The organism is Flavobacterium beibuense F44-8, assembly GCF_000769915.1.
GTDB classification, from domain to species: domain Bacteria; phylum Bacteroidota; class Bacteroidia; order Flavobacteriales; family Flavobacteriaceae; genus Flavobacterium; species Flavobacterium beibuense.
The window spans coordinates 1-305 of the sequence record NZ_JRLV01000033.1 but is presented as its reverse complement, the minus strand read 5'-3'; the positions used below and the strand labels follow the sequence as shown (position 1 = coordinate 305).

Genomic DNA, 305 nt, shown 5'->3' with positions numbered 1-305 from the left:
GTTTAACAACTTAGCTCCGGGTAACTACACTGCCTATGTGCAGCATGTTAACGGATGTATTGAAACAACAACATTTACTATCAACACACTACAGCCAATAACAATAGATACAGCAACAGTTACTGCTGATGTATTATGTTTTGGTGAGTCAACAGGTGAGATTACAGTAACTGCTTCAGGTGGTACAGGTACATTACAGTACGCAATTTCTCCTGCATTTGTATATGGTTCGGCTAATGTGTTCACTGGCTTGCCTGCAGGTGATTACACTGTTAGAGTAACCGATGGTATAGGTTGTGAGGTTG

General features: G+C 41.0%; 1 protein-coding gene. It reads left to right on the top strand.

The features are described 5' to 3' along the window. Positions 1–305: SprB repeat-containing protein (locus Q763_RS16790; RefSeq protein ID WP_035136214.1), on the top strand; the 305-nt coding region annotated here is incomplete at both ends.